This window comes from Burkholderia sp. Bp9016, from assembly GCF_003857765.1.
In the GTDB taxonomy this organism is placed as follows: domain Bacteria; phylum Pseudomonadota; class Gammaproteobacteria; order Burkholderiales; family Burkholderiaceae; genus Burkholderia.
Genome location: NZ_QTPY01000006.1, coordinates 60229 through 83800, shown reverse-complemented (window position 1 = coordinate 83800; position 23572 = coordinate 60229). Strand labels below are relative to the sequence as shown.

Below are 23572 nucleotides of genomic sequence, written 5' to 3'. Positions count from 1 at the left end.
CACGGCGCGGCGCGGCGAACCCGGTGGTACGATGCGCTGGCATCGACCACCCACGTTTCCCCATGCCGCGCGACAACTTTGCGGACCTGCTTGCCTTCATCGCCGTCGCACGCGAGCGCAGCTTCACGCGCGCGGCCGCCCGGCTCGGCGTATCGCAATCCGCACTCAGCCATACGATCCGCTCGCTCGAGACGCGTCTCGGCGTGCGGCTGCTCGCGCGCACGACGCGCAGCGTGTCGCCGACCGAAGCCGGTGAGCGCCTGCTGCTGAACCTCGCGCCGCGCTTCGACGAAATCGAGGCCGAACTGTCCGCGCTCGCCGAGCTGCGCGACAAGCCGGCCGGCACCGTGCGCATCAACGCGACCGACTACGCGATCCGCACGTTGCTGTGGCCGAAGCTGTCGCCGATGCTGCGCGACTATCGCGACCTGAAGGTCGAGTTCGTGACCGACTACGGGCTGTCCGACATCGTCGCGGAACGCTTCGACATCGGCGTGCGACTCGGCGACCAGGTCGCGAAGGACATGATCGCGGTGCGCATCTCGCCCGACCTGAAAATGACGATCGTCGGCGCGCCCGCGTATTTCGCGCAACGCGAGCGGCCCATGACGCCGCAGGATCTCGTCGCGCACGACTGCATCAACCTGCGCCTGCCGACGCATGGCGCGCTGTACGCATGGGAACTCGCGCGCGGCGACGACACGCTGCAAGTGCGCGTCGACGGCCAGGTTACGTTCGACGGCACCTATGAAATGCTCGACGCGGCGCTCGCCGGCTACGGCCTCGCGTACGTGCCGGCCGAACTCGCCGCGCCGCATGTCGATGCCGGCTGCCTCGTCAGCGTGCTCGACGACTGGTGTCCGACGTTCCCCGGTCATCACCTGTACTACGCAAGCCGGCGACAGTCGTCGCGCGCGCTCGCACTGATCGTCGACACGCTGCGCCATCCGGCTCACTCATGAGCCCGTTCGATAAGTGCATGCGAATTCTTGGGGATTATCGATAAGCGTATCGGTCGCTACCATCGTCGGTGTCTTCAACGTCATCCGGAGCCATCGATGTCCGAACCGACCTCCCCCGCGCGGCGCGCCTTCGGCGCCATCGCGCCGGCTCTCGCCGACTACACCGACAACGTGCTGTTCGGCGACGTATGGCAGCGCCCCGGCCTGTCTCCGCGCGATCGCAGCCTGATCACCGTCGCGAGCCTCGTCGCGCTGTATCGCGTGAACGAGCTGCCGTTCCATCTGAAGAAAGCGCTCGACAACGGCCTGACCCGCGATGAACTGATCGAGGCGATCACCCATCTCGCGTTCTATTCGGGCTGGCCGACCGCAAGCTCGGCGCTGCCGGTCGCGCAACGCATCTTCGACGAAGCCGGCGTGTGAACACGACGTACGGCCGGCACGTTCCCGTTCAACCGACTTGAACCGACGCGGGTGTATCCCCGCATGGAGTCTGCATATGGATTACCGCTATCTCGGGCGCAGCGCGCTCAAGGTGTCGCCGCTGTGTCTCGGCGCGATGATGTTCGGCGGGGAAACCGACGAAGCGACATCAGCGCGCATCATCGACAAGGCGTTCGACCAGGGCGTCAACTTCATCGACACGGCCGACGTCTATCACGCCGGACGCTCGGAAGAAATCGTCGGCCGAGCGATCGCACGGCATCGCGACAGCTGGGTCGTCGCGACGAAATTCGGCTATCCGGCCGGGCCGGACGCGGGGCCGAACCGTCAGGGCCAGTCGCGCAAGTGGATCTTCGAATCGGTGGACGCGAGCCTGAAGCGGCTCGGTACCGATTACATCGATATCCTCTATTTCCATCGCGCGCTGACCGACGCGCCGCTCGACGAAGCGATGCGCGCGGTGGCCGACCTGATCCGGCAAGGCAAGGTGCGCTACATCGGGCTGTCGAACTTCAAGGGCTGGCGCATTGCCGAGATCGTGCGACTCGCGGATCAGCTCGGCATCGATCGGCCGGTTGCGAGCGAACCGCTGTACAACCTCGTCGACCGCACGGCCGAGGTCGAACAGCTTCCGGCCGCCGCGCATTACGGGATCGGCGTCGTGCCGTACAGCCCGCTCGCGCGCGGTGTGTTGACCGGCAAATATGCGGTCGATGCGCAGCCGCCCGCCGATTCGCGCGCAGGCCGCGGCGACCGGCGCATCCGGCAGACGGAATGGCGGCCCGAATCGCTGCACATCGCGCAGCAGGTGGCCGCGCATGCGGCTGCGCGCGGCACGACGTCGGTCGCGTTCGCACTCGCCTGGGTGATGAAGAACCGTATCGTCAGCTCGACGATCGCGGGCCCGCGCACCGAGGCGCACTGGGACAGCTACGTCGATGCGCTGACGCTCGAACTCGGCCCCGACGACGAGCGCTTCGTCGACGCGCTGGTGCCGCCCGGGCACGCGTCGACGCACGGTTATACGGATCCCGGCTATCCGGTCGAAGGACGGAAGGTTTGACGTCGGGAGATTGAAGCGGGAGGCCCGCTGCCCGCCGCCATGATGCGGCGATCGCGATTGCAGGCGCGAGAAGGATGTACGACTGACGGGCCGGACGGCGCGTCCGGCAAGCGGGTGAGCGGGTGAGCGGGTGAACCGAGGCAGTGCGCGGCGGGCGACGCGGCGAAAAACAGAAAACGAAAAACGGCAAACAGAGACGGCGGCGGCAGCGGCAGCGGCGGCGAACTCAGTTGCCGCTTGCCGCGTCAGCGCTCACCACGCGATCGAAAAATTCCTGCGCTTGCGCCAGCTCGTCGAGCGCGCGATCGAGACGCGACATCGCGCGTGCATATTCGGCCGACGAGATATCGTCGTCGCTTTCGCCGCGCACGACGCGAAACGCCTGATCGACATTGCGCGTCGCTTCGACGAAGCGTTGCGCGGCCCGGGCTTCCTGCGAACGGATGTGGGTCGACATCGACACTTCTCCCTCAGGGTTGCTGTGCGAAGCAAGCCGATGCCCAGTATGCGGCACGCGCATGTCGACGGCGTGAACGATCGCCAACCGCCTGCCTGCGCATCGCAGCGATGCTTCGAGCCGATTGTCGCTCCGGGTTCGCGGATCCGCTATGGCGAGATTGCAACAAATTCTTGCGGCCGCCGTCACGACGGCCGCACCGGCGCGTGCATTGCACACGCATCGGTTTCGCTGCGGATGTCACGCGCCGCACCTCAGCGGCGCAAACGTCACGCGCGCCCGATGCGCGGATGCGTCAAGCCGCCGAACGCCGCTGCTTCGCCGGGCGACAGATCGAACAGATCGCCGGTGGGTTCGCGCGGGTGCTCGGTAGCGGGCCGACTGCGCAACCGCGCCACATGCGCGGGCGTGACATAGGCGGCCGCCGTTTCGATCGGCGGCACGTCGAACAGATCGCGCGTGACGCCGCGCACGGCATCCGTCGGTGACCGGCCGCGCAGGCGCGCGACCAGTTCCACGAAGCGATCGAAATCGCCAGCGCGCGTGGCCTTGTTCACATCGGCGAGATCGCGCGCTTTCAGCACGCACGGCTGCGCGAGCCGCACGAAATACGGTGCCTCGAGCTCGACCGACAGCGCGAGCGGATAGCTCTTTCCCGTTTGTTCCTTCGCACGCCCTATGCAGTCGACCACGGCCGCGCCCTGCGCGACGCCGAGCGGCTTGCCCGTGCTCACGCTGCGCAGGTGATCCGGGAACACGCGCAGTTGCGTGCCGACCGTCAGCGCGGTGGACGACGCGCACACCAGCGCATAGTGTTGTTCGCGACGCCGGCCCGACGGCAGCGTCGAACGGCTCGCGATGAACGTGTGCGGCGGCAACGGCCGCACCTGGCCGCTTGCGTCGACCCATGCATTCCACAGCAGCGCGTCCTCGCGCTTGCGCTCGCCCGGCCGCGTGCGCGATGCGACCGGCGAAAACAGCGCGAGCAGCGAGCCCGTGCGATGCGCGGCGACTTCTGCGCTGCTGCCGAGCGGCTGGTTGATTCCCCACAGAAAACGCCCACCCCCAAGCCGGCGCTCCCATTCCTTGCGGAGCACGACGGTCGGCAGTTCCTCGCCGGACTCGGTACCGATCTTCGTCCAGCAGAACGTGGGAGGGAGGTGTTTCAGTGTCATCAACTTTCTCGGAATACAGCCTCGCTGGTGACAGCAAGCCCATTCAACAACCGTAACTGTATAGGTATAATGCATCACATGGAAGCCCCGGACCACGATTTTCCTGTTCAAGACCTGTTGCGCCGTCTGATGGCGGATACGCGCTCGTCCAGCGAAATCGCACGGCTTTCCGGCGTCAGCCAGCCGACCGTGTCGCGTTTGCGGTTGTCGAACGGGCATCGGCTGAGGCGCAGCGCGCCATTCAACAAGCTATGCAGTTTCTACGGTGTCGATACCGGGCCGACGCGCCGCCGCTACAACGACCTGCTGCGCGACGCGATCGTCGACGCGTGGGACGGCTCGGACGAGCACGGCCGCGCGCTGCTGGTCGTGATTCAGGGATTGAAGGATCTGCAGGCGAAGGCGGACGACGGGTAACGGTGCAGCAAGAACGAAGCGCCGCCCGCATCGACCGGCAACTCGAGCACCGATGACGGCACGAAATGACCGTGCCGATACCCGCGACCGGGACTATGATGATTCGGTCAACAGCCTCGGGGCGAACCGTGGATCGAGACGACGCATTCATCGTGCGCACCATGTCGGCGGACGACGTCGCCATGTCGGTCGAATGGGCGGCGGCAGAAGGGTGGAACCCCGGCCGGCATGACCCGCGCTGTTTCAGGGAAGCGGATCCGGCCGGCTTCTTCGTCGGCGTCTGGCGCGACGAGCCGGTCGCGTGCCTCGCCACCGTCGCGTACGACGATCACTTTGGCTTCCTCGGTCTTTACATCGTCAAACCCGGGTATCGCGGCAAAGGCCTGGGCATGCGAATCTGGCAGCACGGCATGCGCTACCTTGGGGATCGCAACATCGGGCTCGACGGCGTCGTTGCCCAGCAGGCGAACTACAGGAAGTCGGGCTTCCGGCTCGCGTACCGCAACATTCGCTATCAGGGGCACGTAAGCGGCATCGGATGCGCACAGGTGGCGCCAGCGGCCGACGTGCCGTTCGAGCAGTTGCTTGCGTACGATCGCCAGTGTTTCCCCGCCGCGCGCGAGCGCTTCGTCTCCGCGTGGATCGCCCAGCCCGATGCCGTCGCGCTCGCGGCGGTCGATGCAGGCCGCGTCGCCGGATACGGTGTCGTGCGCCGCTGCAACACGGGCTGCAAGATCGGCCCGCTCTTCGCCGACGATGCGGACGTCGCGACCGGGCTGTTTCGTGCGCTGGCGGCGCGCATGCCCGGCGAGGTCATCGTGCTCGACGTACCGGAAACGAACCGCGCGGCCGTCGCGCTGGCGGAACGGCACGGCATGACGAGCGTGTTCGAAACCGCACGGATGTACACGCAACATGCGCCCGCGATTGCGATCGATCGCGTGTTCGGCGTGACGTCGTTCGAGTTGGGATGACGGCGCGCACGGGCCGGCCCGATCGTCCGCGAACGGCATCGGCGAGCACGCGCGACCGAGCCGCGACATCACGGTCACGCGGCGGCAACCGTCACGACGCAAACCCCTCCTACTGCTCCAGCCCCACCCCCAGCGGCCGCTGATCGCTCCGCCCGTGATCGTCGACTACCCGCACCGTATAGCTGCCGGCCGTGCGCGGCTGCCAGAACAATGCGTCGCCCGGCGTGCTGCGGCCGACATACGCGTCGTTGACGAACCAGTACAGCGCATGCGCGCTCGCGTCGGCCGTCGCGTTGAACGCGATGCGCGTATCGCCGGCGCTTTTCACGCGCATCGCATACGTGCTGCCGCGCAGCGGCGACGTGATGCGAGGCGGATCGCCTTCGACCTGCCCCGCATCACGGCAGTCCGCATTCTGCGGCGGCCGCCGGCGCGGAATGCCGGCCTGCGCGAACACTTGTTGCAGGTCGGACGGCCAGAACTCGAAGATCTCCGTATGCGTGCGCTTGCCGTCATACGGCGGGCATGCGGCCTTCCCTGTCGCATCGTCGATCACGACGGGCCGATGCACGGTACTCACGCGGATCGGCGATGTACCTGGAATGAACCAGGTCCAGCCCTGTTGCGGACACCATTCGTTCGGCAGGTCGCCACTCGCGAGGCAGATGCGCACGCGCTTCAGCTGCGGCGGCACCGGGCGCGGCGGCTCGACGAGCGTGCGCTCGGCGTTCAGCGCATCGACCACCTGGAAAAACAGCGGCGCCGCGGCATCGACGCCGACGAAAGCCGTGTTGCTCGAATTGTCGAAGTTGCCGACCCACACGATCAGCACGTAAGGACCGGATACGCCGGCCGTCCACGCATCGCGAAACGACCACGACGTACCGGTCTTCCAGTAGACGGGCATGCGCGACGGCTGCGCGCCGCTCGTCTCGTCAGGGCGCAGGTGCTGGCGCAGCATGTCCATCGTCATGTAGCTCGCCGCCGCGCTCAGCAGACGCCGGCCGGGCGCCACCGGCTCATCCGCACGCAGCCGCAGCGGCCGGAATTCGCCGCGGTTCGCGAGCATCGCGTAGAGCGCCGCGAGCTCCTGCATCGTCACTTCGCCGCCGCCGAGCACGAGCGCGAGTCCGTAGTGCTGCGCGCTCGCGAGCCGGCGCACACCGGCTTCCTGCAGGAACCGGTACAGGTCGGGCGACTTGAGCTGCGACGCGACCCACACGGCCGGCACGTTGCGGCTGCGGTTCAGCGCATCGGTCGCGGTGATCGGCCCGAGGAAATGGCCGTCGAAATTCTCCGGCGCATACGGACCGAACGCGGTCGGCACGTCGCGCAGCACGGTCTGCGGGTGCAGCACGCCCTGGTCGAAACCGAGCGCGTAGATGAACGGCTTGAGCGTCGAGCCCGGCGAGCGACGCGCGAGCGTGCCGTTCACCTGCCCGTCGATCGTGCGGTCGAAGAAGTTCGCGGAGCCGACCAGCGCCTTCACCCCCATGTCGCGCGTATCGACGAGCATGGCCGCCGCGTTGCGCACCCCGCGCGTGGCGTTGCGCGCGACGTAGCGCGCGATCTGACGTTCGAGCGTGCGCTGTAGATCGAGGTCGAGCGTCGTCACGAGCCGCGCGCCGGCGTCGCCGTCCTCGGCCGCGCCGCCCGAGGTCGCGCGCCACGTACTGCGCGCGGCCAGCACCTGATTGACCGCATGCGGAGCGTCGAACGGCAGCGCGGACAGCGACCGCATCGCAAGCGGCAGCGTGAACAGCGGCTTGTACGAAGCATCGCCCGGGTGCTGCATCAGCCAGCGTGCATACAGCCGGTTGCGCGACGCGGTCAGCGCGCGGTTGATCTCGTCCTGCCCGCCGCGCACCCGGCGTGCCGGGTCCTGCGGAATCACCGCCAGCGCGAGCGCCTCGGGCAGCGTCAGCGCATCGGGCATCCGGTCGAAATAGACGACGCTCGCGGTGCCCGCACCCTCGACGTTACGGCCGTACGGCGCGTCGTTCAGATACGCCTCGAGGATCTGCCGCTTCGAATAGAACAGTTCGAGCTGCACCGCGCGCGCGACTTGCTCGAGCTTGCCGGCCGGCGTGCGCGTGTTGAGCCGCCACAGCGAGCGCGCGAGCTGCATCGTCAGCGTCGAGCCGCCCTGCGGATTGCCGCCGCGCACATACGTGACCCACGCACCGCGCGCGAGCCCGTACGGATTGAAGCCGGGATGCCACCAGAACCAGCGGTCCTCGTGCAGCATCACGGCCTCGACGAGCTGCGGCGACATCCGTTCGAGCGGCACCCACAACCGATAGCGATCGTCCTGCGCGAGCGTCAGGCGCAGCAGCCGGCCGTGCGCATCGACCACCGCGACCGACGACGGCTTCCAGTCGCGCAGCGGCTGATGCGGCCACATCCGGCACGCGGCCAGCGCACCGAACACGAGCAGCACGCCGGCGATCGCGTTCTGCCAGCGATGCAGCCAACGGCCGGCGCCGCGCAATGCGCGGCGAAGCATCGAAGCATCAGTCACGCGCCCACGCTCCTCGCGCCCGGTGCGGCATGCAGGGCCGCAGCGACCGCAGCATCATCGCGCGCGCCCCACCGTCAGCGTCGCGCCGCCCGGCGCCTGCGCCTGCATGCGACGGTCGTACATCGACTCGCCATAGGCGGGCGGGGCGACGAAGCGGCCCGCGTTGCTCGCCTTGATCCGGTAGACGAACTCGCGCACGTCGGCGGTCGCGGTGCCGTAGATCACCACGCGGTCCTCGCGCACGTCCGCGAACTGCGGCTGCCACGTCGAGCCGGTCACGCCGATCGGCGAACGCCACGGCGCGTCGGCCGGCGGCGCCGACGCCGCGCCGTCTCCGCTGTCGTCGCTCTGCGCGTCGATCATGGGCGGCGGCGCGATCACCGGATCGAAACCGCCAGGCAGCAAGTCGACGATCGCGACGTTGCCGACGCTCGCCGAGCCCGTCGCGCGGATCTTCAGGTGCACGTCGATCTCCTGGCCGACCGTGATCCTGTCGAGCGGCTTGCCGTTCGTGTCGGTGTAGTCGCGCACGATCTCGAGCCCGTTCCTGATCGCCTTCGTCGACGTGCCGCGGTCGTAGCCCGACTGGCTCGCGACCCACCACGCCGGCAGCGAGCTGCCGTTCACGAAGTCGACGCGCGACGCGCCGCCCGCCCACGTACCGGTACGCACGAGGTTCGCCTGGATCGACGACACGTCCTTCGGTGCGCCGCCCGTGCGCACCTCGTCGATCGCGAGCTTGTCGAGCTGCCCCGCGTTCGACGCCGCGTACGCATCGAGCGCGAGAATCGTCATCGCCGACGACAACGTGTTGTAGCGATTGTCGACGAGCGGTGCGGCGATGTTGTCCATCGCGCGCGGCGACAGCTTGCGCACCCGGTCCGGGAAATGCTTCGCGAGCAGATACAGCACGCTCGCGTCGCGCGTCAGCGGATCGATGTAGTAGCCCGTCGCGTAACCGCCGTCGGATGCGCGCTTGCGTTCGAGCAACGCCTGCGGACCCGCGATCAGCGCGGCGGCCTCCTTGTCCTGCTTGAGCAGCTGATACGACGCGGCGAGCCACGCGGCCGCGAGGTCGCTCTTCCAGTCGTTCGGATACGCATCCTGCAGCCGCTTCTGTACGGCCGCGAGGCTGTTGGTCGTCACGTTGCCCTGGCGCGTGAGCAGATACACCGCGTACGCGCGCTGCCGCAGCAGGTCGAGCGAGCCGAGCGAATCGTTCGCGGCGAGCTTCTGCAGATACTGGTTGCCCGCGTCGAGCATGTCCTTCGGCACCGCGAGGCCGCGCTCGCGCGCGTCGAGCAGCACGTGCATCGCATACGCGGACACGAACGGATCGGCATCGGGCGTCGCGCTCCACAGCCCGAAGCCGCCCTGCGCGTTCTGCCGGCTGCGCAGCACGTCGAGGAACTGCGCGATCGCCGCCGCGTTCGCCGCGTCGGCACCGGCCTCGGGCGCATGCATCGGGCTCGTCAGCGCGCGCACCGACAGCCATTTCGACGCGAACACGCGCGGCACGACCGCGCTGACCATCTGCTCGCTGCAGTAGTGCTCGAAATTGACGAGATACGACGACAGCCCTTCGGACAGCACGAGCGGCGCGGTCGAGATGCTCGCGTCGCGCAACGCATACGCGTCGTACATCGATCGCAGGTTCGGCACGCTCGCCTTCTTGCCCGGATCGAGCCGCGCGATGTCGAGCTGCGTGCGGAACGCGGCGGCCGGCCGCACCGACACGTCCACGCGCTGCTGCGCGCCCTTTGCGCCGTAGCGCGCGCCGAACGACAGCGCGCCCGAGCCGAGCGTGTCGGTTGCCTTCACGCGGAACAGCGCGACGCCCTCGTGCTGCGGCGCGAGCGCGACGTTCTGTGTGGCCGCGCCGATCACCTGCAGCTGCGGGCCCGTCTTCAGCGTGACCGCGACCGGCACCGGCTGGTTGCCGACGCCCGTCAGGTTGTTCGCGACACCGACGCTGACGTCGGCCTCGTCGCCCGGCGCGAGCGTCGTCGGCACGTTCGGCGACAGCACGAAATCGCCGCGCACCGTCGTCGCGCCTTCGAACGTGCCGACCAGGTCCGGCGACACCGACACGGCCATCACGCGCAGCTTGCCGTTGAAGTAATCCGGCACCGTGTAGCTCAGGCGCGTGTCGCCGTTCACGTCGACGATCCCCGACCAGTAGACGACCGGCTTGTCGCGCTTGCGCTTGAACGGGTTCAACTGGCGGCCGATCGCGTCGTCGGCGTCGCCGCCGGGCGCGGCCATCGCCATCAGCTTCTCGAAGTCCGGCAGGATCAGGTCGAGGATCTGCGACGTGCCGACCTCGAGCATCCGCTTGCGGAAGAAGAATTTCAGGGGGTCGCCGAGCTTGTAGCGCGCGACCTGCAGGATCCCTTCGTCGACCGCGAACACGACGACCTTTGCGGGTTTCGCCGAATGCACGGTGAAGTTGACGGTGTCGCCCGGCTTCACGAGCGCGGGCGTGTCGACCGTCAACGCATTGCGGCGCGCGTCGAGGTTCACCGAGAACGGCACGACGCCGTAGCTCAGCGGGCTCATGAAGATTTCGTCGGACGACGGATCGCGGATGTATTGCACGTTGATGTAGCCGTTGCCCTCGAACCCGGCCGGCACCGTGATGTGCTGGATCGAGCTCGTCGTGTCCGCATGAAACCATGCGTGCGCATACACCCTGTCGCGCTCGATCGTGATCAGCCCGCTGCCCGCATACGGTGCGCGGATCGCGATCTCCACCTGCTCGCCCGGCTTGTAGTCGTGCTTCGCGAGGCTCACCTGCAGCTCCGCGTTGCGGTCGAGCGAACGCGTGACGTTCGCGTCACCAGCGACCGAATACTCGATCCGGTTCACCGCGGTGCCGTCCGCGCGACGGATCACGAGCGCATAGCTGCCCGGCTTGTCGGTGCGCAGCGCGAAGTCGAGGCCGGCCGCCGGAATCGTCAGCAGCTTGTCGTCGACGGGCACCTCCTTCAGGCGCGAATCGTATTTGTATGCGCCGGAGTCCTGCTTGGTCAGCACCGACACGTAGCGCTCCTCGACGAGCTGCGCGCGCAGATCCTTCACGCCGATCGCCTTCGCACCCTGATCGATCGCGACGAGCCGCACCGTGCGCGGGCTGCCGCGCTTCACGTAGCCGAGATCGTCGACCGATTTGTAGCCGACGAGCCAGTCGTTGTTCGACACGAGTGTCTGCGCATTCGCGGCGACGTTGCGACCGCCTTCCGCCTCGTACGCCTTCGCCTGGAAGTAGAGCTGATAGGTCGCGTCCGCGTACTTGTCGAGGTCGAGATCGAACTCCGCATGGCCCTTGTCGTCGGTCGTGCCGTCCTGCAGCGTCGTCGTATAGCCTTCCTTCGCGCGCCGTGCGTCGAAGAAGCGGTACCCCTGCCAGCTACGGAACGACGGCCACACCGGGCGCAGCGTCAGCGTCGCGGCAACGCGACGCTTCTCGGCCGGCGTGCCGAACAGGTTCTGCGCATCGACGACGCCCTTCAGCCCCTTCGGCTTCACCCACCCTTCGACGACCTGCTGCGACAGCTTCGCGTCGACCTTCATCCGGTCGGGCAGGAATTCCTTCACCTGCACCGTCGTGCTGCCGATCGGCTCGTCGCCCGGCTGGCCGTCCTTGACGATGTACAGGTTGACCGTCCACGTGCCGGTCGGCGCGGTTTCGGTCGTCGTATAGCCGAGCTCGGTGAAGCCCGTCGCGTCGACGGTCACCGGCTTGCGCTCGACGGTGATCCCGCGCGGATCGACGATCTCCGCCTGCAACGGCACGCCGGCCGGACTGCGCGCCCAGCTCGCCGCCCGCACGATCAGGCCGATGTGGAACGGATCGCCGGGCCGGTACAGGCCGCGATCCGAGAACAGGTACGCCGACAGTTGCCCCTGGCCGGTCGCGTTGCGCTCGCCGTCGACGTCGAAGCGCGAGAAGTCGAGCTGGCGGTCGCGGCCCGCGACGGGCAGGAACGACAGGTCGCTGTCCTTCTTCACGACGTAAAGCTGCGGACGCTTCTCGCGATCGAGCCCCTTGAACGCGGGGAAATGCACGACGCCGTCGGCGCTCGTGGTCTGCGTAAACAGCGCCTGCCCGTTGACCGCCAGCACCGAGACGGTTGCGCCCGCAACCGGCCGGCCGTTGCGGATCGACTGGATGAACACGTCCTGGCTGCCGTCGAGCGCGCGCTTGACCAGCATCCCGAGGTCGGTCACGACGATCAGGCGCGTGTCGCCGATCGCGTTGTCGCCGTCGTCGCCATTGCCGTTGCCGTCGCCCGAATCGGCGTTGTCGGACTGATCCTGGTTGTTGCCGTCGTCGGACGATGCATCGCTATCCGTCGCGTCGCCGGCTTTCTTCTTCCCGGCGGCCGGATCGTACTTCGACAGGTGCAGCAGGAACACGCCGCGCTTGCCGCCCTGCAGGTACTGGCCGAGATCGACGCCTTCGTAACGGGCCTTGCCGGGGTCGCCGGCCGGGAACGCCCGCGTCTGCACGAAACGCTCGACGATGTGATCCTCGCTGAACGAATACGACAGCTCGGGCCGCGCATACGTGCCGTTGTTGAAGCTCACGAGATGCTGGATCTGGTCGGGCAGCACGCGGCCGATCTCGACCTTCATCCCCGGCAGGTTGCGCGACACGACCGACAGCCGCTTGCTGCCGCTCATCGACAGCAACGAACCGTCGGCCATGAAGCGCAACAGCTTCGGATAGTCGGGCACGGTGAACGCGGTCGTGACCGGCGCGCCGAGCAGATAGCCGCCCGCCGACTTCAGGTCGCCCGCGAAGCGCACGACGATGCGGTCGCCCGGCGTCGCGTGATACTTGAAGCTCTGCAGCGTCGCGAAATCGTTCTCGGTCGGCACGACTTCGAGCGGCAGCGGCTTCGATTGCTTCAGCACCGCGTCGCTGATGTCGTCCACGTTCCATTCGTACGGCGGATCGTCTTCCGACTGATCGGCGCCCGGCCTGCGCCTGGGGAGCACCCACGCCTTCGCGCGCGCGGCGAGGTCGCCGCTGCGCACGCCGTCGGACGCTTCGGCGACGAGCACCTGCTCGGGCTCGTAGCGCTCGTTGTCGACAAGCGTCGGCGCGATGTTGCCGATCGACAGGCTGTAGAGCCCCGGCACGTCGACCGATGCGTGCAGCGCCTGCGGCGTGCCGTCGCCGCCGCGCGCGCTTTTCACGCCCTTGTCGACGTCGAGCCGCACCGCCAGCGGATCGTGCGGGATCTCGAGCGGCTGCGAGTAGACCCACGCGCTCGTCTTCATCCTGTCGTAGTTGACCGTGTAGCGCAGCGGCGTCGCGTTCTTGCCGTCGCGGCCGACCAGCACGAGGCCGATCCGCTTCTCGAACTCGGCCGGATCGACCGGATAGTTGAAGCGCAACTGCAGCAGCGCCTGTTTCTCCGCCGGATTGTCGGGGTTCTGGTAGAACTCGTTGTTGCCCGACGTCGCGCTGAAGGCCGGGATATCGAACGCGAAGTGGTCGTCGTGCATGCGCACCTGCGGTGCGAACACCTGGTGCACCGAGAAGCTCACCTCGACATGCGCGCCGACCGGCCAGTCGGCCGCCGGCGTGAAGCGCAGCGTCCTGTCGTCGGCCCATTCCCATGCGCCCTTGAGCGCGGGCGTCATCTCGATGCCCTGCCCGGCCGGCTTGCCGACTCGTTCGATCGGCGCAGCCGAGCGCGAGAATGCCACCTCGAGCGGATGCACGGTGATTTTCGGCTTGTCGCTGTCGTCGACCTCGTAGGTCGTGATGGCCGGCGCCTTCACGGTGAGACTGACGGTTTCGGGCTCGGGCGGCTTCGGTCGGTGCTTGAACCAGTACCCGCCGTAGCCGAGCGCGGCGGCGGCCAGCACGATGCCGCCGGCATGCCACGGGCGGCGCCGCACCGCCGCAGCGGTGATGCCCGCCCAGGCGGGCGCGGTCCACGACACGTCGCCCACGAGCGGCCGCAGCACGCGGCCGAGCAGGCGCCAGACGAAGCCCGCCGCACGAATCGGCAGGAGCAGCAGAAAACGCAGCAAATCCATTGTTGTTTCCTTGTCGCGGACGTGCTGCCCGACGCGGCGGCGTGCCCCGAACTGTTGCAGGTCTGTAACGGCGCGGCCCGGTTGCGCCGTGAATGCTTGGTATGTTCGACCGGATGCTGCGCGCCATTATCTGCTACAGCCGAAACGTTGGAAATATCGGCGTGCGGGTGCGCGACGCCGCGCCATGCCCGGCCAGCCGGCCGGGCAGGCGACGTCGCGTGCGCCGCCAACCGCTGCACGCGAGCCCGCCGCGTTCGCTGGAATGCGCGGCGCGTCGTGACTCGAATCAAATTGAAAGGAGCCGCCGTGAAACGCCCGTTCGAATGGCAGACCCGCCTGCGCCATGCGCACGGCGGGCGTCGCGCGGCCGGCGACGGTTTCGTGTCGCTCATCGCCGGCGCCGCGCTGATCGTCGTGCTGTCGGTAATGAACAGCTTTCGCACCGAGGTGTGCGACCGGATGCTGTCAGTGCTCGCGCACGTGGAGATCTTCTCGCCGTCCGGCACGCTGCCCGACTGGGGGCTGCCCGCCTCGCAAATCGTTACGGAACACTACGGGTTGCGCCGTCGCGCCCTATGTGGATGCGCGGGCGCCGCTGACCAACGCCGGTCACGCGACGAGCATTCCGACGTACCGCCGGCGCCCGAGCGGCTACTCGGCATCCGCTTCCTGACGCCGTCCGTGTATTTCCTCGGTGCGCTGCCGTCGGAACTCGCGACGGCCGACGTGATCGCGATCGCCGCGGCCGCATTCCTGATGTCGTGCGTCGCGACGCTGTACCCGAGCTGGCGCGCCGCACGCGTACGGCCAGCCGAAGCGCTGCGCGACGAATAGGCGTCATCGGTACAGGCAGCACAAGCGGCACGCCGTTGCGCGGTCTCGTGGGAACCGATGCTGATGCTGCCGTCCGGCGTGCAATCGGCGAGCGCGTCGAAATCGAGGCTGACGCGCTAGCGCCGCGCACGGCCCGTGCCTACACGGGCGTCAGCACCGGCTCCCCGGCGAAGTGCCGCGCGGCGTTGTCGAGAAACTGCCGCACCGAGCGATCGAGCGCCTCCGGCGACCAGCCGCCCATGTGCGGTGTCAGAACGACGTTGTCGAGCTCGGTCAGCGCGCGCGGCGGCGCCGGCTCGCCTTCGTACACGTCGAGCCCGGCGCCCGCGATGCGCCGCTCGCGCAACGCATCCGCCAAAGCAGCGGTATCGACGACGCTGCCGCGCGACACGTTGACGAGAAACCCGTCGGGCCCCAGCGCATCGAGCACCGCGCGGTCGATCAGATGGTGCGTATTCGCGCCGCCGGGCGTCGCGACAATCAGGAAATCGGCCCACTGCGCAAGCGCGTCGAGCCGGTCGAAAAAGCGGTACGGCACGGGCTTTTCGGAACGGTTGTGATAACCGATCTCGATATCGAAGCCGGCCGCGCGACGCGCGCATTTCTCGCCGATCTTGCCGAGGCCGACGATTCCGAGCTTCTTGCCCGACACATTCGGCGGCATCTGCAGCGCATCGCGCCACACACCGTCGCGCGTTGCCGCATCGAGCCGCACCACCCCGCGCACGACGGCGAGCAGCAGCGCAAAGGCGTGATCGGCGACGCAATCGTCGTTGGTGCCTGCACCCGTAACCACGGTGATGCCGCGCGCCTTCGCGTGCGCGACGTCGATGTGCTCGTAGCCTGCGCCGAGCGCGCTGACGAACGTGAGCTGCGGCAGGCGATCGATGTCGGCGGCGGCCAGACCCGTGCTGCCGTTGGTCAGCACCGCGCGAACGGTGCCGCCGTGTGCGGCGATCGCGCGCTCGCGCTCGTCGGCGGTCGGTGCGTAGTGCACGTCGTATGACGCGGCGATCAGGCGATGCGCGTCGCCGCGCAACGCGATGAGGACCAGCAACTCGGGTTTCATGTCAGGAAATGTCCGCAGGCGGGAATACGTTCCAGTGTAACAACGGCGCGTGACGCACGCGGGTTACCCCCACGCGCACTGTGGGCGCGCCGCCTCACGCGGTTTGCCAAAGCCGACTCACTCAAGTAACTTTCGGCGTACGTCCCCGTTCTGGAGAATGGCCCCGATGAAGCTCGCCCTGCCCGCCCGGATACTGGGCCTCGCGCTCGCCGCCGCTGTCGTTGCACCCGGCGCGCATGCCGACACGCCCGTCGTGGTGTCGTCGAAAATCGACACCGAAGGCAACCTGCTCGGCAACGTCATCGCACAGGTGCTGAAGGCCCACGGCATCCCCGTCACCGAAAAGATCGCGCTCGGCGCGACGCCGATCGTGCGCAAGGCGCTCACGAGTGGCGAGATCGACATCTACCCCGAATACACCGGCAACGCCGCGTTCTTCTTCAACAAGGCCGACGACCCCGTGTGGAAGAACGCGGCCCAGGGCTACGACACCGCGAAGAAGCTCGACTACGCGGCGAACCATCTCGTGTGGCTCGCACCGGCGCCCGCGAACAACACGTGGGGCATCGCCGTGCTCGCGCCGGTTGCGCAGTCGCAGCATCTGAAGACCTTCTCCGACTTCGGCAAGTGGGTGGCGGGCGGCGGCAAGGTGAAGCTCGCGGCATCGGCCGAATTCGTGAACAGCGCGTCCGCGCTGCCGTCGTTCGAGAAGGCCTACGGCTTCAAGCTGAAGCCCGACCAGCTCGTCGTGCTGTCGGGCGGCGACACGGCCGCGACGATCAAGGCGGCCGCGAACCAGACCGACGGCGTGAACGCGGCGATGGTGTACGGCACCGATGGCGGCATCGCATCGAGCGGCCTCGTCGTGCTCGACGACGACAAGCACGTGCAACCCGTCTATGCGCCGACGCCGGTAATTCGCGAATCCGTGCTGAAGGCGCATCCGCAAATCGCCGACTATCTGAAGCCGGTGTTCGCCAGCCTCGACCTGAAGACGCTGCAGACGTTGAACGCGCGCATCCAGATCAACGGCGAGCCTGCGGCCGGCGTGGCCAAGAGCTATCTGAAGTCGAAGGGTTTCATCAAATGACGGATCGCGCGGCGGTGTCCGCGCGGCGCGTGACGCTCGACAAGGTCGGCGTCCTGATCGGCGTGCTGACGATCGTCGCGGTGTTCGGCCTGCCGTTCATGGTGCTGCGCCCGAACCGCATCGCGGCCGGCACCGGGCTGTCGGTGTTCGCGGCGCTGCCCGCGGTGCACGGAGCCGCGCTCGCCGCGCTGTGGATCGCCGGCGCGCTGTGGGCGATGACGGCGAGCCGCCCCGCATGGCGGCTCACGGCCGGCTGCGCATGGCTCGCGACGCTTGCGTATGCGGTCGGCGCGGCGGCAACGCACGTCGTCACGCCCGACGACATGCTCGCGCGCGTGTCGCCCGCCGCAGGCGTCTGGCTGCTGCTGTTCGCCTGGGCCGTGCTCGTCGCCGACGCGCTCGCGCGGCTCGCGTTCGGCCCGTGGCGCCGGCTCGCCGCGCTCGTCGTCGCGATCGCGGCGATTTCGGTGCCGCTTGCGAGCGGCTGGTGGGACGGCCTTTCCGTGATGCGCGAATATGCGGTGCGCAGCGACGACTTCTGGCGCGAAGCGATCCGCCACGTGTCGCTCGCGGGCGGCTCGGTCGCCGCCGCGCTCGTCGCGGGCGTGCCGCTCGGCATCGCATGCGCGCGCGTCGCGCCGGTGCGCACCGTCGTGATGCCGGTGCTCAATATCGTGCAGACAGTCCCGAGCATCGCGATGTACGGGCTGATGATGGCGCCGCTCGGCCTGCTCGCCGCGCACGTGCCCCTCGCGGCCGCGCTCGGCATCCGCGGAATCGGCGTTGCGCCGGCCGCGCTCGCGCTGTTCCTCTATTCGCTGCTGCCGATCGCGTCGAGCGTCGTGGTCGGGCTCGCGCAGGTGCCGGAGCACGTGAGCGAGGCGGCACGCGCGATGGGCATGACGCGCGCGCAGCGGCTGCTGCGCGTCGATCTCGTGCTCGCGCTGCCGGTGATCCTGAGCGGCGTGCGCATCGTGCTCGTGCAGAACATCGGCCTGACCGCGGTCGCCGCGCTGATCGGCGGCGGCGGGTTCGGCACCTTCATCTTCCAGGGGATCGGGCAATCGGCAGCCGATCTCGTGCTGCTCGGCGCGATCCCGACGATCGCGCTCGCGCTGGCGGCCGCCGTCGTGTTCGAAGCCGCGACCACGCTCGCGAAGGGACGTACCGCATGATCGAGATCGACCGCATCGGCAAACGCTTCGGCGACATCGTCGCCGTCGACGACGTGTCGCTGACGATGCAGCAAGGCACGATCACCGCGCTCGTCGGCGCATCGGGCAGCGGCAAGTCGACGTTGCTGCGGATGATCAACCGGCTGATCGCGCCGACGAGCGGCACGATCCGCATCGACGGCATGGACACCGCCAGCGTGCCGCCCGAGCAACTGCGGCGGCGCATCGGCTATGTGATCCAGGGACACGGCCTGTTTCCGCACTGGAGCGTCGCGCGCAATATCGCGACCGTGCCGCGCCTGCTCGGCTGGCCGTCCGCGCGCATCGACGCGCGCGTGCGCGAATTGCTCGAACTGTTTCACCTCGCACCGTCCGAATTCGCGGACAAGCTGCCGCACGCGCTGTCGGGCGGCCAGCAGCAGCGCGTCGGCGTCGCGCGCGCGCTCGCGGCGGAGCCCGCGATGCTGCTGATGGACGAGCCGTTCGGCGCGCTCGATCCGATCATCCGCAACAAGGCGCAAGACGATCTGTACGCGCTGCAGCGCCGCCTCGGCATCACGGTCGTGATCGTCACGCACGATATCGAGGAAGCGTTGAAACTCGGCGACACGATCGCGGTGATGGACGGCGGCCGGCTGCTGCAGGTGGCATCGCCCGCCGAGATTCTCGGCAGGCCGGCGGCGGGCGTCGTCGAACAGCTCGTCGCGGGCGTCGATCGGCCGCTGCGCCTGCTCGCGCTGACGGCGATCGATGCGGTGGCCGAACCCGGCCACGCGGAAGGCGAACCGATCGCCGCGACCCGCACGCTGCGCGATGCGGTGTCCGAGCTGCTGTGGCGCGGCACGGACGCACTGCCCGTCGACGATGGCCAAGGGCGCGGATCGCGCCGCATCACGCTCGATGCGATTCGCGCGCATGCGAGGAAGCCCGCATGACGGCGCACGCCGCACGCTCGCCCCTGCCCCGGCGGCTGCCCGCCCATGCGGCCCGCGCGGCCGCGCTTGCGCTGCTGCTCGTGCTGCTGTTGCGCCCCGCATGGCTGCAGGGCATATTCGCGCCGTTCGCGGACAACGGCGCGCCGGTCATCTACGATCGCGCGAGCCTGCTCGATCTCACGCTCGCGCATCTCGGCACCGTCGCCCTGTCGAGCCTGATCGGCACGCTCGTCGCGGTCGCGGCCGGCATCGCCGTCACGCGGCCGTCCGGCGCGGATTTCCTGCCGGTCGCGCGCAGCATCGTCGACATCGGCCAGACATTTCCGCCGGTCGCCGTGCTCGCGCTCGCGGTGCCGGCCGTGGGCTTCGGACTGAAGCCCGTGCTGATTGCGCTCGTCCTGTACGGACTCCTGCCGGTTTTCGAGAGCACCATCGCCGGGCTCGAGGACGTGCCGCGCGACGTCGTCGAAGCCGCGCGCGGGATGGGGATGAACGGCTGGCAGCAACTGGTGTCGGTCGAGCTGCCGCTCGCGTTTCCGGTGATCGTGAACGGCATCCGGCTCGCGGTCGTGATCAACCTGGGCACCGCGACGATCGGCTCGACGGTCGCCGCGCGCGGGCTCGGCGACGTGATCATCGCGGGGCTGCAGACGTCGAACACCGCGTTCGTGCTGCAGGGCGGCGTGATCGTCGGACTGCTCGCGGTGCTGGTCAGCGATGCGATCGGCGCGCTTGCGCGAGTGGCGGTGCGGCACATATGAAAAGACCGAGCGGCGACGTGAGCCTCGTGCAGCCGTGGAGGCTCGTGCGCGCAAAAGGGGATCCGGGTGGAAATCCGGCCATGCCGGTTCGTCCGGACTCCGATGGGTGTCTGCACAACAACCGAGCACGATGGCCCCGCCTGGTCCGGTCCGTCACGCCCCAAGCCTACACCGCGCTTTCATTCGAAGCCTCGCTCGAACACAAGCCGTGATTGGCCGATATACTATGCGCCTCCCATCCCCCCGCCCTTCACCATGCGACGACGGTTTTTCTGGCTGATCGTGCTTTCGCTCGGCATTGCGCAGCAGGCCTCGGCGCAGCAGGCGGCCGTGTTGCCGGCGCCCGCGCCCGAAGCGGCCGCATCCGCGCCGATCGATGCCTCCGCACCGGTCGCGAACGATCAGCCGAACGAAGCAAACCGCCGCATCACGTCCTACCTGACGAAGAAATTCGGTGTCGCGAAAGAGCGGGCCGCGAAGCTTGCCGATATCGTGAGCGTCACTGCGACGAAATATTCACTGCCTCCGGCACTCGTTTACGCCATCATCTCGATCGAATCGCGCTTCCAGGAGAAGGCGCGCGGCCAGCATGGCGCGACCGGGCTGATGCAGGTCGTGCCGGCTGCGCATCGCGGCCTGCTGCGCAACGTGAAGGATCTGACCGAGCCGAACGCCAACGTCGAGGCCGGTTCCGCGATCCTGTCGGGCTACGTGCGGGCGGCCGGCGGCAACGTGCAGGCCGGGTTGAAGAACTACGGCGGCTCGAATGCGTATGCAGCAAAGGTCATGCAGCGCGTCGACACGTTCCGGTTCGTGCTCGACCCCGAAGACGGCACGCAAAACGCGAACGACGGCAAAGCGCATATGGTGCCGGTCAGCGATCCGTCGACCGCGGCGCCCGCCGCGACCCGCAGCGCGAAGTAGGCGCGGCTTTCCCGTTCACTCGCCCGTGCGCCCCGCTGCCCGCCTGCTCGTCATCGCCGCGCTGTCGGCCCGCTCCGTTGCGGCATTCGCCGCCGTCGGCTGCGAACAACGGGGGCCGACGATGGAAGCCGTGCGCCGCTGCGCACTCGACGCCCGCGAGCAGCAAGTCGACCGTGCGTACCGGTCGCTCCAGCGCAAGCTCCAGCGACGCAACCCCGATGCGGCCATCCGGCTCGCGCAATCGCAGGCGAGCTGGACCAGCTTCGCCGGCGACACCTGCGATTACGTGAAAGCCGCGAATCCGCAGCGGATGATTCCGGACGACGCCTGGATGAACTGCCTGGTCGATTTCAGCGACGCGCGCGTGCGCATCCTGAAGAAGTGGGAAGCGCAACTGGACGCGTCGCCCTGAGCGGCGGGACGACGCGCTTCCCCCGTCATTCGCGTGCGAAGTGCGCGCGCAGAAACCCGATGAAGCGCTGCGTCTTCGCAGGCAGCAGCCGCGTTTCCGTCATCGCATAAACGGGCAGCGATGAATACGGCGGGTCGATCGAGAATCGCACGCGGGTCGCGATCGTTGCGGACGTGGCGTCCGGCGTGGCCGATCTCGAAACGTAAGGCCAGATGGCGCTCGCCCAACCGGATTTCGTGACGCGCGTGAAGACGGACGCGCCGCTGAACGACGCGCAGCGCGACACGTTCTTCGGCGGCGATGCGCGCGGGTACGTCGACTATCCGGCGCTGAGCAGCGCAGTTGCGGGTAACGGCGTCAATTCGGGGCCATCGCCGTGACATGCCGGATCGGTGTCGCGGCGATGGTCGGCGAAGCGCGGGATCAGAGCAGCGCGACGTCGACCTTCGGCACCATGGGCGCAATGCGAAGGGCTCGCTCGGCCTGAACGCGCACATATTCCGAAATACGATGCACCCACGCACGCTCGTCGCCTGCATAAACGCCCGACTCCGCCAGCCCGGGCGCCAGTTTGGCAGCCAGCGTCGCCATCCGTGTCATTTCACGCGCAACGAGCGCCGGCCGGATCCGCGCACGATGCGCGAAGTCCGCGAGCGCGAAAGCGGTCAGTTCCTCGGTGCGAAACACATCCCCGTAGGCCATCGCCATATCCTGCACGTAAGCGTCGCCGTACACGTTCACGCACACCAGATCGTAAAGCGGCGCCGGATCGAGCCCGCCACTGCTGACGAAAAACGAAATGTTCTTGCCGTGTGCATCGCTGTTGCCGATCAGCAGTTGCAACAGCGCCCAGCGCAACATCGCTGAACGTGCTGCGGCGGGTGTCTCGAGCGACGGTGTCAGCGAAAACAGTTTCTCGAAGCTCACGCCTTCGCGGATATTGCGGATGTCCTCGTTGTTGCCGAGATTGCGTTCGTATTTGAGCGTCGCCGGCAAGTCGAGGGCCTGGCATCCATCAATGACATGCAGTCGCCGCACCGAGCTCACGCGCTGCGGATCGTCCGGTTCGGTCGTCACGAGCCGATCGAATCGTTCGATCAGCAGAATCGTCTCGGGGATACGCCGAATCTCGACATGCGCGACCGGCAATCCCATGTGGCGCGCCAGCGTCATGCAGAAATGCTCGTTGGCCACCATGAACGGCGCATTCGAGCTGCGCGATTCCGGCTTCAGAATATGCGAGCTGCTGAGCGCCCCGTCGACAAGCGCATACCGCTCCCCCTCGACGAGTACCTGCAGCTTGTCCTGATGGCCGGCGATCGACAGGCGCACCCGATCGTCCCAGACGGAAAACGGAATCGCATCGCGCTTACGGATACGGTCGGTCAATTCTTCCGCCGAGATCGGTCGCCGTACGGGCTCGAGGGTGTCAGGCGCTCGCGCGGCCGAGTCGTCGACCGGGACGAAGCTCAGCGCGCCGACGGGCTCCTTGCCGAGCATCCGGATCAGGCCGAAGACGTTGTCCTTCGATATCTGATACATCGATGCGGCAACGTCGAGTGCGCGGCCCTCGGGGAGCAGGTTGCCCACGAAGCGCTGGATTGCACCCTCCGGCGGCGTGCCGACATCGAGCGGAATGCATGGCGACAACGCAAACGCATCGCCGCGCACCAGCCACGCCGGATCGTACGAGAAGCCGTAGTCGTTGCGGCGAGCATCATAAGTCAACTGCCCGACCGGCGAGCCGTCGGCCGAAATGCGCAGGCGATGAATCATCACGCGCCCCCGGACGAGCCAGCGCGTACCGTCGCCTGATCGCGCAATACGTTGCGCGCCGTCTGTACATCGCGTTTCGGCACGACAAGCAAATTGAGGCCGAAGCCGTCCAGTACCTTGAACAGCTTGTCGAGACTCACCGCGCGGCCGTTTTCGAGCCGCGACAGCACATCCTTCGACACGCCGAGCATATCGGCCGCATCGTCGATCCGCATCCGGGTCTGCGCTCGCCGGTTGCGCACGAGCGCTCCGAGTGCGGCCAGGTCGGCTGCGAGCGGATCGGGGGTCGGGATGGGTTGCGGTAGGGTGCGGGCCATAATTCCGAAATTTCAGGAACAAAGCGCCGGCGCGAGCGAGCGACCGGCATAGTTCCGAGAATATCGGAATTATAGTGGTTCGCAGACGTGGCCGCCGATAATTCCGTTATTTCAGGAATAAATACCGGAACAGGTAGCGGCACCACATTGATCGCATATTTCAGGAACTATAAACGAACACGGCGGCGCATCCGCGCCGCCGTGTTCGC

Annotated in this window: 19 protein-coding genes and 2 pseudogenes; 13 read left to right on the top strand and 8 right to left on the bottom strand. The window is 67.9% G+C overall.

Going from position 1 to position 23572, the window contains the following annotated elements:
• Positions 1–62: 62 nt before the first annotated feature.
• The 3 genes from DIE13_RS09405 (at position 63) to DIE13_RS09395 (ending at position 2469) form a co-directional block, all read left to right on the top strand.
• Positions 63–962, top strand: coding sequence for a LysR family transcriptional regulator (locus tag DIE13_RS09405; protein WP_124826886.1), 900 nt, complete (start codon positions 63–65; stop codon positions 960–962).
• A 96-nt stretch (positions 963–1058) separates the two neighbouring features.
• Positions 1059–1385 (top strand): carboxymuconolactone decarboxylase family protein, encoded by a 327-nt coding sequence (locus DIE13_RS09400; RefSeq protein WP_124826885.1) that lies wholly within the window; start codon positions 1059–1061, stop codon positions 1383–1385.
• A 76-nt stretch (positions 1386–1461) separates the two neighbouring features.
• The gene (locus DIE13_RS09395; protein WP_124826884.1) at positions 1462–2469 is read left to right on the top strand and encodes an aldo/keto reductase; all 1008 of its coding nucleotides are present in this window, start codon (positions 1462–1464) and stop codon (positions 2467–2469) included.
• 226 nt (positions 2470–2695) lie between these two features.
• Here the strand turns inward: DIE13_RS09395 and DIE13_RS09390 are convergent, their stop codons facing one another.
• Positions 2696–2926: a hypothetical protein gene (locus DIE13_RS09390; protein ID WP_124826883.1), complete on the bottom strand. Its 231-nt coding sequence runs from the start codon at positions 2924–2926 to the stop codon at positions 2696–2698.
• Between the two features lie 269 nt (positions 2927–3195).
• Positions 3196–4101 (bottom strand): hypothetical protein, encoded by a 906-nt coding sequence (locus DIE13_RS09385; protein ID WP_124826882.1) that lies wholly within the window; start codon positions 4099–4101, stop codon positions 3196–3198.
• Between the two features lie 78 nt (positions 4102–4179).
• On the opposite strand from DIE13_RS09385, the gene DIE13_RS09380 reads away from it, so the two are divergent.
• Both DIE13_RS09380 and DIE13_RS09375 read left to right on the top strand, forming a co-directional pair.
• Positions 4180–4518: a helix-turn-helix transcriptional regulator gene (locus DIE13_RS09380; protein WP_096501913.1), complete on the top strand. Its 339-nt coding sequence runs from the start codon at positions 4180–4182 to the stop codon at positions 4516–4518.
• A gap of 182 nt (positions 4519–4700) precedes the next feature.
• Positions 4701–5492: a GNAT family N-acetyltransferase gene (locus tag DIE13_RS09375; protein ID WP_233410114.1), complete on the top strand. Its 792-nt coding sequence runs from the start codon at positions 4701–4703 to the stop codon at positions 5490–5492.
• 109 nt (positions 5493–5601) lie between these two features.
• Here the strand turns inward: DIE13_RS09375 and pbpC are convergent, their stop codons facing one another.
• Positions 5602–8013, bottom strand: a complete 2412-nt coding sequence (pbpC, locus tag DIE13_RS09370) for a penicillin-binding protein 1C (RefSeq protein ID WP_124826881.1) — start codon at positions 8011–8013, stop codon at positions 5602–5604.
• A 54-nt stretch (positions 8014–8067) separates the two neighbouring features.
• On the bottom strand, positions 8068–14070 hold the full coding sequence (locus DIE13_RS09365) for an alpha-2-macroglobulin (RefSeq protein ID WP_124826880.1): 6003 nt from the start codon (positions 14068–14070) through the stop codon (positions 8068–8070).
• A gap of 306 nt (positions 14071–14376) precedes the next feature.
• On the opposite strand from DIE13_RS09365, the gene DIE13_RS33810 reads away from it, so the two are divergent.
• On the top strand, positions 14377–14904 hold the full coding sequence (locus DIE13_RS33810) for a hypothetical protein (RefSeq protein WP_124826879.1): 528 nt from the start codon (positions 14377–14379) through the stop codon (positions 14902–14904).
• 139 nt (positions 14905–15043) lie between these two features.
• Here DIE13_RS33810 and DIE13_RS09355 read toward each other — a convergent pair whose 3' ends face one another.
• Positions 15044–15973: a 2-hydroxyacid dehydrogenase gene (locus tag DIE13_RS09355; RefSeq protein ID WP_124826878.1), complete on the bottom strand. Its 930-nt coding sequence runs from the start codon at positions 15971–15973 to the stop codon at positions 15044–15046.
• Between the two features lie 166 nt (positions 15974–16139).
• Here DIE13_RS09355 and DIE13_RS09350 point away from each other — a divergent pair, with 166 nt between their 5' ends.
• From DIE13_RS09350 to DIE13_RS09325, 6 genes are all read left to right on the top strand, one after another.
• Positions 16140–17063 carry an ABC transporter substrate-binding protein gene (locus DIE13_RS09350; protein ID WP_124826877.1) on the top strand — a complete coding sequence of 308 codons (924 nt, stop codon included), beginning with the start codon at positions 16140–16142 and terminating at the stop codon, positions 17061–17063.
• Positions 17060–18238 carry an ABC transporter permease gene (locus tag DIE13_RS09345; RefSeq protein WP_124826876.1) on the top strand — a complete coding sequence of 393 codons (1179 nt, stop codon included), beginning with the start codon at positions 17060–17062 and terminating at the stop codon, positions 18236–18238. The genes DIE13_RS09350 and DIE13_RS09345 overlap by 4 nt, the downstream gene beginning before the upstream one ends.
• Positions 18235–19173 carry an ABC transporter ATP-binding protein gene (locus tag DIE13_RS09340; RefSeq protein WP_124826875.1) on the top strand — a complete coding sequence of 313 codons (939 nt, stop codon included), beginning with the start codon at positions 18235–18237 and terminating at the stop codon, positions 19171–19173. Before DIE13_RS09345 ends, DIE13_RS09340 begins: the two co-directional genes overlap by 4 nt.
• Positions 19170–19934, top strand: coding sequence for an ABC transporter permease (locus tag DIE13_RS09335; RefSeq protein WP_124826874.1), 765 nt, complete (start codon positions 19170–19172; stop codon positions 19932–19934). Before DIE13_RS09340 ends, DIE13_RS09335 begins: the two co-directional genes overlap by 4 nt.
• Positions 19935–20189: 255 nt before the next feature.
• Positions 20190–20858: a lytic transglycosylase domain-containing protein gene (locus DIE13_RS09330; protein ID WP_124826873.1), complete on the top strand. Its 669-nt coding sequence runs from the start codon at positions 20190–20192 to the stop codon at positions 20856–20858.
• Positions 20859–20883: 25 nt separating this feature from the next.
• Entirely contained in the window at positions 20884–21270 is a 387-nt protein-coding gene (locus DIE13_RS09325) for a lysozyme inhibitor LprI family protein (RefSeq protein ID WP_234746007.1), read from the top strand.
• 25 nt (positions 21271–21295) lie between these two features.
• Here the strand turns inward: DIE13_RS09325 and DIE13_RS09320 are convergent.
• Positions 21296–21388: pseudogene (locus DIE13_RS09320) on the bottom strand (LysR family transcriptional regulator); the annotation flags it as partial.
• Between the two features lie 28 nt (positions 21389–21416).
• Between DIE13_RS09320 and DIE13_RS09315 the strand changes: the two are divergent.
• Positions 21417–21650, top strand: a pseudogene (locus DIE13_RS09315) (hypothetical protein); the annotation flags it as partial.
• 43 nt (positions 21651–21693) lie between these two features.
• Here DIE13_RS09315 and DIE13_RS09310 read toward each other — a convergent pair.
• Positions 21694–23046 carry a HipA domain-containing protein gene (locus DIE13_RS09310; protein ID WP_124826872.1) on the bottom strand — a complete coding sequence of 451 codons (1353 nt, stop codon included), beginning with the start codon at positions 23044–23046 and terminating at the stop codon, positions 21694–21696.
• The gene (locus tag DIE13_RS09305) at positions 23046–23363 is read right to left on the bottom strand and encodes a helix-turn-helix transcriptional regulator (protein WP_124826871.1); all 318 of its coding nucleotides are present in this window, start codon (positions 23361–23363) and stop codon (positions 23046–23048) included. Before DIE13_RS09305 ends, DIE13_RS09310 begins: the two co-directional genes overlap by 1 nt.
• Between the last annotated feature and the right edge of the window lie 209 nt (positions 23364–23572).

Coding starts and splice junctions, on each gene's coding strand:
- DIE13_RS09405 (WP_124826886.1), top strand. CDS start 63: ATGCCGCGCGACAACTTTGCGGACCTGCTTGCCTTCATCGCCGTCGCA.
- DIE13_RS09400 (WP_124826885.1), top strand. CDS start 1,059: ATGTCCGAACCGACCTCCCCCGCGCGGCGCGCCTTCGGCGCCATCGCG.
- DIE13_RS09395 (WP_124826884.1), top strand. CDS start 1,462: ATGGATTACCGCTATCTCGGGCGCAGCGCGCTCAAGGTGTCGCCGCTG.
- DIE13_RS09390 (WP_124826883.1), bottom strand. CDS start 2,926: ATGTCGACCCACATCCGTTCGCAGGAAGCCCGGGCCGCGCAACGCTTC.
- DIE13_RS09385 (WP_124826882.1), bottom strand. CDS start 4,101: ATGACACTGAAACACCTCCCTCCCACGTTCTGCTGGACGAAGATCGGT.
- DIE13_RS09380 (WP_096501913.1), top strand. CDS start 4,180: ATGGAAGCCCCGGACCACGATTTTCCTGTTCAAGACCTGTTGCGCCGT.
- DIE13_RS09375 (WP_233410114.1), top strand. CDS start 4,701: ATGTCGGTCGAATGGGCGGCGGCAGAAGGGTGGAACCCCGGCCGGCAT.
- DIE13_RS09365 (WP_124826880.1), bottom strand. CDS start 14,070: ATGGATTTGCTGCGTTTTCTGCTGCTCCTGCCGATTCGTGCGGCGGGC.
- DIE13_RS09355 (WP_124826878.1), bottom strand. CDS start 15,973: ATGAAACCCGAGTTGCTGGTCCTCATCGCGTTGCGCGGCGACGCGCAT.
- DIE13_RS09350 (WP_124826877.1), top strand. CDS start 16,140: ATGAAGCTCGCCCTGCCCGCCCGGATACTGGGCCTCGCGCTCGCCGCC.
- DIE13_RS09345 (WP_124826876.1), top strand. CDS start 17,060: ATGACGGATCGCGCGGCGGTGTCCGCGCGGCGCGTGACGCTCGACAAG.
- DIE13_RS09340 (WP_124826875.1), top strand. CDS start 18,235: ATGATCGAGATCGACCGCATCGGCAAACGCTTCGGCGACATCGTCGCC.
- DIE13_RS09335 (WP_124826874.1), top strand. CDS start 19,170: ATGACGGCGCACGCCGCACGCTCGCCCCTGCCCCGGCGGCTGCCCGCC.
- DIE13_RS09330 (WP_124826873.1), top strand. CDS start 20,190: ATGCGACGACGGTTTTTCTGGCTGATCGTGCTTTCGCTCGGCATTGCG.
- DIE13_RS09310 (WP_124826872.1), bottom strand. CDS start 23,046: ATGATTCATCGCCTGCGCATTTCGGCCGACGGCTCGCCGGTCGGGCAG.
- DIE13_RS09305 (WP_124826871.1), bottom strand. CDS start 23,363: ATGGCCCGCACCCTACCGCAACCCATCCCGACCCCCGATCCGCTCGCA.